Annotated in this window: 9 protein-coding genes; 8 read left to right on the forward strand and 1 reads right to left on the reverse strand. The window is 45.4% G+C overall.

Translation table 11 applies throughout. The features are described 5' to 3' along the window. Nucleotides 1–374: 374 nt before the first annotated feature. On the forward strand, nucleotides 375–1,100 hold the full coding sequence (gene ompR, locus HOO90_RS03650; protein WP_292839573.1) for a two-component system response regulator OmpR: 726 nt from the start codon (nucleotides 375–377) through the stop codon (nucleotides 1,098–1,100). 87 nt (nucleotides 1,101–1,187) lie between these two features. Continuing rightward, nucleotides 1,188–2,459 carry a sensor histidine kinase gene (locus tag HOO90_RS03655; protein ID WP_292839587.1) on the forward strand — a complete coding sequence of 424 codons (1,272 nt, stop codon included), beginning with the start codon at nucleotides 1,188–1,190 and terminating at the stop codon, nucleotides 2,457–2,459. A gap of 323 nt (nucleotides 2,460–2,782) precedes the next feature. Here HOO90_RS03655 and cysG read toward each other — a convergent pair whose 3' ends face one another. Beyond that, entirely contained in the window at nucleotides 2,783–4,174 is a 1,392-nt protein-coding gene (gene cysG, locus HOO90_RS03660; RefSeq protein ID WP_292839575.1) for a siroheme synthase CysG, read from the reverse strand. Between the two features lie 178 nt (nucleotides 4,175–4,352). Here cysG and miaB point away from each other — a divergent pair, with 178 nt between their 5' ends. The 6 genes from miaB to HOO90_RS03690 form a co-directional block, all read left to right on the forward strand. Further along, nucleotides 4,353–5,684: a tRNA (N6-isopentenyl adenosine(37)-C2)-methylthiotransferase MiaB gene (gene miaB, locus HOO90_RS03665; protein WP_292839589.1), complete on the forward strand. Its 1,332-nt coding sequence runs from the start codon at nucleotides 4,353–4,355 to the stop codon at nucleotides 5,682–5,684. Between the two features lie 19 nt (nucleotides 5,685–5,703). Then, nucleotides 5,704–6,651, forward strand: a complete 948-nt coding sequence (locus tag HOO90_RS03670; protein WP_292839577.1) for a PhoH family protein — start codon at nucleotides 5,704–5,706, stop codon at nucleotides 6,649–6,651. A gap of 80 nt (nucleotides 6,652–6,731) precedes the next feature. Continuing rightward, nucleotides 6,732–7,931, forward strand: coding sequence for a polyphosphate kinase 2 (gene ppk2 / locus HOO90_RS03675; protein ID WP_292839579.1), 1,200 nt, complete (start codon nucleotides 6,732–6,734; stop codon nucleotides 7,929–7,931). Nucleotides 7,932–8,020: 89 nt separating this feature from the next. Then, nucleotides 8,021–8,434 carry a phosphate-starvation-inducible PsiE family protein gene (locus tag HOO90_RS03680; RefSeq protein WP_292839581.1) on the forward strand — a complete coding sequence of 138 codons (414 nt, stop codon included), beginning with the start codon at nucleotides 8,021–8,023 and terminating at the stop codon, nucleotides 8,432–8,434. 45 nt (nucleotides 8,435–8,479) lie between these two features. After that, complete coding sequence (gene ybeY, locus HOO90_RS03685) at nucleotides 8,480–8,929, forward strand: rRNA maturation RNase YbeY (protein WP_292839583.1); 450 nt, start codon at nucleotides 8,480–8,482, stop codon at nucleotides 8,927–8,929. After that, nucleotides 8,929–9,497 (forward strand): CBS domain-containing protein (locus HOO90_RS03690; RefSeq protein ID WP_292839585.1); only part of this gene is annotated, 569 nt, incomplete at its 3' end. The genes ybeY and HOO90_RS03690, both read left to right, overlap by 1 nt.

The following is a 9,497-nucleotide window of genomic DNA, read 5'->3' on the forward strand; positions in this document are numbered from 1 at the left end:
AGTTTAATCAATGCATTAGCTTTTAATAAGATTGGACAAACTAAGACGAATAATCATGAAGCAGGATTGTAAATCGATTGTTTCAACATGCATTCAAATTGTAAATAATTGTAAAGTAGCATCAATCAAACAATTCGGCTTAACATTTTTATTTAAAAAATTTCACAATAGTTTTTTGCTTATAAATTTACGGTATTAAATCAACAGCATCATTTTAAAATATGCAAAATTAGCATACACTTTAGCAACGATATTTATGTAGGTACGGTTGACAGAAAAATAGGCTATAAAGTTTCAATTGCTTCAATTGATATTCTAAAAAATAGTGACGAATCCAAAACCTTGCAAGACCAAAATTAAAGCGAAATTAAACCATGATTGATCAAAATAAAAAAATATTAGTAGTGGATGATGACGTTCGTCTACGCGAACTATTGCAGCGCTACTTAACCGAACAAGGTTTCACGGTCAAGGTGGCTACTGATTCCAAAGAAATGGACTCCATACTAGCCTCTGAGCCGATTGATTTATTGGTATTAGATTTAATGTTACCTGGTGAGGACGGCTTGTCCATTTGCCGCAGAATTCGTGGCACTGGCACATTGCTTCCAATTGTAATGCTGACGGCACGCGGTGATGAAGTCGATAGAATTATCGGGCTTGAAATGGGCGCCGATGATTATTTACCTAAGCCCTTTAATCCGAGAGAGTTATTAGCACGCATCAACGCAGTGTTGCGTAGACATGAACGCCTACAGCCAAGTGCGCCAGCGATTAACGCGGATAACGTTTCTATTGGAGACTATATATTTAACGCATCGACACGCTCATTAAGCCGCGATGGTACCTCTATCACCATCACCAGCGGCGAATTTGCTTTACTTAAAGTATTTGTCGACCACCCGCGCCAACCCTTATCGCGTGACAGACTAATGCAATTGGCACGAGGTCGCGAACTAGATGTGTTTGACCGCAGTATCGATGTGCAAGTATCACGATTGCGCAAATTGATTGAAACCGATCCGGCACACCCGCGTTATCTGCAAACCATGTGGGGCTTTGGTTATGTATTCATTCCTGACGGCGAGGCTGATCAGTAAGTTGAATGTTAGGTACTATTTTTTCACTAAACTTGTATTTACAGATTGAAACTTAGATTCCTTCCTGAAACACTGCTCGCACGGGTCATGTTGCTAATTACCGTTTTGCTGGCAATCGGTCAGTTGGCCTCGCTGCAAATTTTTGAATATTTTGAGCGCGAGCCTCGTGCAGAAGCGACCGCTCTGCAAGCCGTAACAGTAGTCAATTACACCCGCGCTTCTCTGATTGCTTCACAAGACAACTTGCGCCTAGCCCTGCTTTCTGAATTAACTGGCAAAGAAGGTGTGCGTATATATTACGCAGACTTTATGGAAGAAATCGAGCCATTGCCCGCAGATCCGTTCATTAACATGGTGGCGGAAAAAATTCGTGAACGGCTGGGGGTAGAAACCATTATCACCATTAATCATTATGGGGTGCAAGGCCTTTGGGTGAGTTTCAATATCGGTCAAGACGATTTCTGGGTGGTGATTCCAAAATTGCATGTTGAGCGACGCTTTCCTTGGCAATGGCTGGGCTGGGGCGCATTGGTGCTATTGCTATCGCTAGCTGGCAGTTATTTTATAGCCGCCAGAATCAATCGCCCACTGCACTTATTGATGAACGCTGCCAACCGTTTACGCAATGGCGAACCCCCAGAAAAATTGCCTGAAGGTAGCTTTGCCGAACTGCGTGAAGTGAACGACACCTTTAACAAAATGGCAGACTCGTTAGCTGAATTAGATGCAGAGCGAACCCTAATATTGGCGGGCGTTTCACATGATATTCGCACGCCACTGGCAAGATTACGTTTGTCGGTCGAAATGCTACCCGACGAAGGCTGCGCGAGCTTAAAAACCGGGATGGTACAAGACATTGCAGACATGGACAACATCATTCACCAGTTTTTAGATTTTGTAAAAGGTGTAGAAGGTGAGCCTACACAAATGGTGCACATTAACTTGCTACTGCAAGCCATGCATGATCGCCAATTGCGTGCTGGACGAGACTTGGTCATTCAGCTAGCGCCCAGTTACCTTGTTCCGATTAAACCACTTGCAATGCAGCGTCTGTTAGATAACTTAGTGGGCAATGCTTATGCTTACGGGCGTGGCGAAGTGCGCGTTGCCAGTAAAATCACTGCTGATTCTATTGTGATTAGCGTGTTTGATAATGGGCCGGGGATTCCTGAAACGCATGTGGAAAAGTTATTGCGCCCATTCGAACGTTTAGACACCGCACGCAGCAACGCTGGTGGTAGCGGCTTAGGTTTGGCAATTGCCGACCGCATTGCCAAGTTGCATCATGGCAAACTTGAGCTTATCAACCGACCTGAAGGCGGCTTGGAAGCAAGACTGAGCTTACCTATTAAAAATTAAATCTGTAGTGCGGACTCAAACTTCGCACCAGCAATAAATAGCTGATTGTGGTAAGTAAGATATATCGATTTCGGACTGAAGCCATGGCGATGCCAAATGAAATTGTACGGAATTGATATATCAACAAAAATTCATGTCACAAACTCATAGTTAACGGGCATTCACCCCTTAAATTTGCGGTTTATTTTTTCATAAAGCGGATTGACTAGGCCTCAATTCGCAAAGCTGGAATTTGCATAGATTAAATTTGCAAGGCGTGCACTTTCTGAGATTGCAATCGATAGGATTGAGGCCTAAATTTGACTTACCTAAGTTTGACTTGCCTAGCTTTGGCTTGGCTCAAACCAGTTTAATTTCTCGCGTAATTGCACCACTTCGCCAATAATGGTTAAACACGGTGCTTTTATTTTAGCAACTGCCACCTTTTCAGCCAAATCTGACAATGTTGCCGTCACAACCCGTTGACGCTGAGTGGTACCTTGCTGAATAACGGCGGCAGGCATATTCGCAGCAACGCCATGTGCAATCAGTTGCTGGCAGATTTGTGGCAAGCCCACTAACCCCATGTAAATGACCACGGTTTGACGTGGGCGCGACATAGCTAGCCAGTCCAAATCCAAACTACCGTCTTTAAGATGCCCAGTAATAAACAAACAAGCCTGTGCGTAATCACGGTGGGTCAGCGGAATACCCGCGTAGCTGGAAACACCATTTGCCGCGGTAATGCCTGGCACCACTTGAAACGGCACACCACGTTGCATCAAAGTTTCAATTTCTTCGCCGCCGCGCCCAAAAATAAATGGGTCACCCCCTTTTAAACGCAAAACCCGCTTACCTTCTAGGGCAAGTCTAGCAAGCAATTCATTAATTTCTTCTTGCGGCAAGGTGTGCTGGTCGCGCGACTTGCCCACATAAATCAGTTCTGCATCACGACGCACCAGTTCCATTACCTCGGGGCTTACTAATTTATCGTACACACAAACATCGCATTGCTGCATCAAACGCAAGGCTCTAAAGGTCAATAAATCAGGGTCACCTGGGCCACCGCCTACTAAGTAAACTTCGCCACTTAGCTTCGTTTCAGTCTTTTCTGACAGTGCATCGTCTAAGTCTTTACGTGCCGCGGCCTCTTGCCCAGACAAAATGCGCTCCACAATTGGCCCTTGCAACACACCTTCCCAAAAAATGCGACGTGCTTGGGTTGTAGCAAACTTCGCTTTGACTTTTTCTCTAAATTCGCCCGCTATCGCCGCAATACGTCCATAGCCAGCAGGCAACATCGTTTCAATCTTAGTGCGAATATAGCGTGCTAGCACTGGCGCGGTGCCTTCACTTGATATTGCAATTACAATCGGTGATCTTTCCACAATGGACGCCATAGTAAAGGTGCACAAAGCTGGCGCATCGACCACATTCACTGGAATATTTAAGTCTTTAGCATCCTGCGAAACCACGGTATTCACCGCAGTATCATCCGTCGCCGCAATCACCAAACAAGCGCCCTGCAACTGGGCGACGCTGTAGCTGGCTTGCCTATACTGGATTTTTTTTGCTTCAACGAGCGCCAGCAACTCATGACAGAGTTCAGGAGAAATTAAAGTAACGGCCGCATTTGCTTTTAATAACATAGTCACTTTACGCGAAGCCACCTCGCCGCCACCAATGACAACGCAAAGGCGATGGGTAATATTGATAAAAATGGGAAGTGCCTGCATGTGAGTTTAGCCTACTAAAATTTAAAGCTATTTTACCTTGCACCAAGCAAGTTTGCGTGAAGCAAGTGTCTAAATGCGTTAAAATTACGCTTTATAAAATTGCAGCGCAATCTTGAATTCTACAAAAGAAAATTTAACCTTAGACACTCCAAACGTCGAGCTTTCAGGCAGCCCAGTTGTGGCTACGCCAAAAAAAGTATTTATTAAGACTTTTGGCTGCCAGATGAATGAGTACGATTCGTCGCGCATGGCAGATATGCTGGCTTCAACTGACGGCATGGTCGAAACGCTTACGCCTGAAGACGCCGATGTGATTTTACTCAACACTTGTTCGGTGCGTGAAAAAGCCGAAGACAAAGTCTTTAGCCACCTTGGCCGTTTTATCCCGCTTAAAAAAGCCAACCCAAACTTGGTGATCGGCGTAGGTGGTTGTGTAGCCAGCCAAGAAGGCGACAATATCATCAAACGTGCGCCCTATGTAGACGTGGTATTTGGCCCGCAGACCTTACACCGCCTGCCCGACATGATTAAAAGCAGTCAATCAAGCGGAGTTTCTCAGGTGGATATTAGCTTTCCTGAAATTGAAAAGTTTGACCATTTGCCACCGCCACGCATCGAAGGTGCCAGCGCATTTTTAAGCATTATGGAAGGTTGTAGCAAATATTGCAGCTTCTGCGTTGTGCCCTACACGCGCGGCGAAGAAGTCTCTCGCCCGTTTGAAGCCATTTTAACAGAAGCGGCACAACTGGCTGAACAAGGTGTGAAAGAAATCACCCTACTCGGTCAAAACGTCAATGCCTACCGCGCCCAATATCAGAACGTAGAAGCAGACTTAGCCATGCTGATTGAATACATCGCTGAAATTCCGCAAGTCGAACGCATACGCTTTACCACCAGTCACCCGAATGAAATGAATCAGCGTCTGATTGACTGTTTCACTAATATTCCAAAACTGGCCGTGCAACTGCACCTGCCCGTTCAGGCCGGTAGCGACCGCATTCTAATGGCCATGAAACGCAACTACACCGCGCTACAATTCAAGTCGATTATTCGTAAATTACGTGCGGCTAATCCAAACCTGACATTTACTTCCGACTTTATTGTTGGTTTTCCAGGTGAAACGGAAGCCGATTTTGCAGCTACCGCCAAACTGATGCAAGACGTGGGCTTTGATTATAGTTTCAGCTTTTTATACAGCCCGCGTCCTGGCACGCCAGCTTCTTACCTTACAGACGAAACTACACAAGAGGTAAAATTAGCCCGCTTAGCCAAGTTACAAGAACTCAATGAAGCTCTGGGCAAGCAAATTAGTGAAGCAATGCTGGGCACTTCGCAACGCGTCTTAATAGACGGCCTCTCATGGAAAAACGCTAGCGAACTGGCAGGGAAAACAGATAACAACCGCATTGTCGACATTCACGGCAATGCCGATTTAGTTCATCAATTTGTCAATGTGCGTATTACCGATGTCAGCAACCCCAAACGTCTGCGCGGCGAGATTATTAATTAATTGCAAACACCGAGTCCCTATGGAAATCAACCTTACTCCTGAAGACAACACTCGATTAGCCAATCTTTGCGGCGTATTGGACGAAAATATTAAGCAAATTGAAGATGCGCTCGAAGTGCAAATTACCCGCCGCGGTTCGCACCTGCGATTCAATGGTGATGTCCATAACATGCGCTTGGCAGCCCAATTGATAGAGAATTTTTACATCCGTGCCAAAACCCCAATCGGGCTAGATGAGATTCAACTTGGCTTGGTAGAAATCGATAAATTAAAACCAGAAGATGTCGCTACTTCAACCGCACCAGTGTTAATGACACGGCGCACTGAGTTGCACGGGCGCACCCCCAGACAAATCGCCTATTTACAGCAGATTCAAGACCACGACATTACCTTTGGCATTGGCCCAGCAGGTACCGGCAAAACCTATTTAGCGGTTGCCAGTGCGGTAGATGCCATGAGCCGCGACCGTGTGAAGCGCATTGTATTGGTGCGCCCTGCAGTAGAAGCGGGCGAAAAATTAGGCTTTTTACCGGGTGATTTAAACCAAAAGGTCGACCCGTATTTACGCCCCTTATATGACGCACTCTATGATTTAGCGGGTTATGACACTGTGAATAAAATGTTTGAGCGTGGCGCGATTGAAGTGGCACCCTTGGCTTATATGCGCGGCCGCACACTTAACCAAAGCTTCATCATTTTAGATGAAGCGCAAAATACCACGCCCGAACAAATGAAGATGTTTTTAACCCGTATTGGTTTTGGCACTAAGGCAGTAATTACTGGCGATGTAACGCAAATTGACTTACAAAAGCATCAAAAAAGTGGTTTAGTAGAAGCTCAAAAAGTTCTAAAAGACATCAAGGGCATTGCCATGACACATTTTTTATCAGCAGATGTGGTACGTCACCCGCTGGTGCAAAAAATAGTGAATGCCTACGAAGAATACGAAAAAAATAACGAAAAATAAGTCACATTCATGACATAAGTCATTTACATACGACGGATTAAGGATAAATATAATCGAATAGTATTTAAAATGAGGTAGCTATGTTGACTGAAAAAAAACCTGCTGAAAAAGCTACGAGTAGTGCTGAACTTCTAAAAAAAACTGCCGTAAGAAAAGCTAGTGTTAAAAATGTCTCTGCGGCACGACGCGTTGCCAAAGGCGACATCCCGCCAAATAACAGCACTCAAGGCATTGAGAACTTCTCAGTAAACGAGAAAGTGGCGGCCGCACGCGACTCTAAATCAGCCGCGGTACAAGACATTATCAATCGCATCACCACTGGCAACGACGTCACAAGCTTACCAGAAGCTTTGCAGGCACTTCTTGCAGGAGCCTCGCCAGACGATGCAGCAGCACTTAGCCGAGCTATTTCCAGCATACCCAATTTTGAGAACTCAAGAGTACGTGCACATGCGGACGACGAACTTGCCAGAGGCTGGCGCGATGGCGCTTACCCTTACAAAAATCTGCTTTCACGCCGTAGTTATGAAAAACAAAAATACCATCTGCAAGTTGAATTGCTCAAACTACAAGCTTGGGTAAAAGAAACTGGTCAACGCGTAGTTATTTTGTTTGAAGGGCGTGATGCGGCTGGCAAGGGTGGCACCATTCGGCGTTTTATGGAACATTTAAACCCACGCGGTGCGCGTGTTGTGGCGCTAGAAAAACCCAGCGAAGTGGAACGTGGTCAGTGGTATTTTCAACGCTATGTCTCGCACTTACCCACTGCTGGTGAAATCGCACTTTTTGACCGCTCTTGGTATAACCGTGCTGGTGTTGAGCGGGTGATGGGCTTTTGTAACAATGACGAATATATTGAGTTTATGCGTCAAGCGCCTGAGTTTGAACGTAACTTAACGCGTAGCGGCATTCATATCATCAAGTTCTGGTTCTCTGTGAGTCGTGAAGAGCAACGCCGCCGTTTTAAAGAGCGTAAAATGCACCCCCTAAAACAGTGGAAACTCAGTCCCATTGATTTAGCTTCGCTGGATAAATGGGATGACTACACCAAAGCCAAAGAAGCGATGTTCTTTCACACAGATACGGCTGATTCACCTTGGACGGTGATTAAATCGGATTGTAAAAAACGTGCCCGCTTAAACGCCATGCGTTATGTGCTGCATAAACTGCCTTATGCCAACAAAGATTTAGCCGCCATTGGCACCTTGGATCCGCTGTTAGTTGGGCGTGCGCACATTGTTTACGAACGGGGCGAACACGATAATCAGCCTGTACTTTAGCCATTTAATGCATGCCTTCAGGTATAATTCATGCTCAATTTTGACAACTTGCCTTAATAGGCATTGGTTTTAACAATTTAGGTATAGCAATGACACCCAATAGATTCAGTAGATTAATGCAGCGTGGTCTTGGTATTGTGGAACAAGCCGTACTCATTACCATTGCTTTAGCGACGATTTTTGCCGTACTGCAAGCCATTTTGCATATTTGGCAAGCACAGGCTATCACAGTGGGTGATTTACTTTTACTATTTCTCTACCTAGAAGTCATGTCCATGCTGAACCATTACCTGGGTTCTGGCAATCTGCCCGTTCGCTACCCTCTTTACATCGGCATTATTGCCTTGGCGCGTTATCTGGTGCTGGAAGTCGCTGAAATTGATGCTTGGCAAATGCTGGCGCTTTCAGGCTCAATCTTCCTCATTGCGATTGCGATATTGGTGATTCGTTATGGCCATGTGCGTTTCCCGTACATTGACTGCCCGACACAACAATCCAAATAATGGTGAACTTCAGTTCGTGATTAGCTTTTGATACGCACATAAAATATGCCGGCAATTAAATTAGCGGTTCAATATGCTTCAAAGGCGTTGCAACTGCCAACAAAAAAACAATTTCGCCACTGGGCAAAAGTAGCTTTACGCGTCGATACTGAAGTGACGATCCGCATTGTGGATGAAGCTGAAGGCCGTGAACTGAATAAGGCCTATCGCGGCAAAGATTATGCAACCAATGTGCTGACCTTCCCTCTCACTGAAGTGCCGCATCTAATGGGTGATATTATTATTTGCGCACCCATCGTTGTGACAGAGGCCCTCACGCAAAATAAGTCTCTTGAAGCACATTACGCGCACTTAACCGTACATGGCATCTTGCATTTGCATGGTTATGACCATGAAATTGAAGCGCAAGCAGAGCTGATGGAGAGCTTGGAGACTGCAATTTTGGCAAAATTAGGGTATGCTAACCCCTATCTCATTACAGAGGACGCCACTTAATGGCTGCCGAGTCGGAAAAACCAAGCAATAAAACTAGCTTACTAGAACGTTTAAGCCACTTTTTACTGCGTGAACCTGAAGACCGCGAACAACTAGTCGCGTTATTACATGGCGCTTACGAAAATAGTTTGATGGATGCAGATTCGCTCGCCATGATTGAAGGCGTCCTGCAAGTTAGCGAAATGCAAGTACGCGACATCATGATTCCGCGCTCGCAAATGGATGTCATCGACATTACCGACCCTCCTGAAACATTCATTCCTCATGTCATAGAAACGGCGCACTCGCGTTTTCCAGTGATTGAAGATGACAAAAACGATGTGATTGGCATCTTACTTGCTAAAGACTTGCTACGCTACTACGCAGGAGAGGATTTTGAAGTACGTGACATGTTGCGCCCAGCAGTGTTTATTCCTGAATCAAAACGTTTAAATATCCTGCTTAAAGAGTTTCGTAGCAACCGGAATCACATTGCCATTGTGGTGGACGAATACGGCGGCGTAGCCGGCATGGTTACAATTGAAGATGTATTGGAGCAAATCGTCGGCGATATTGAAGATGAATACGA

It is taken from the genome of Methylotenera sp., from assembly GCF_013141425.1.
Classification (GTDB): Bacteria; Pseudomonadota; Gammaproteobacteria; order Burkholderiales; family Methylophilaceae; genus Methylotenera.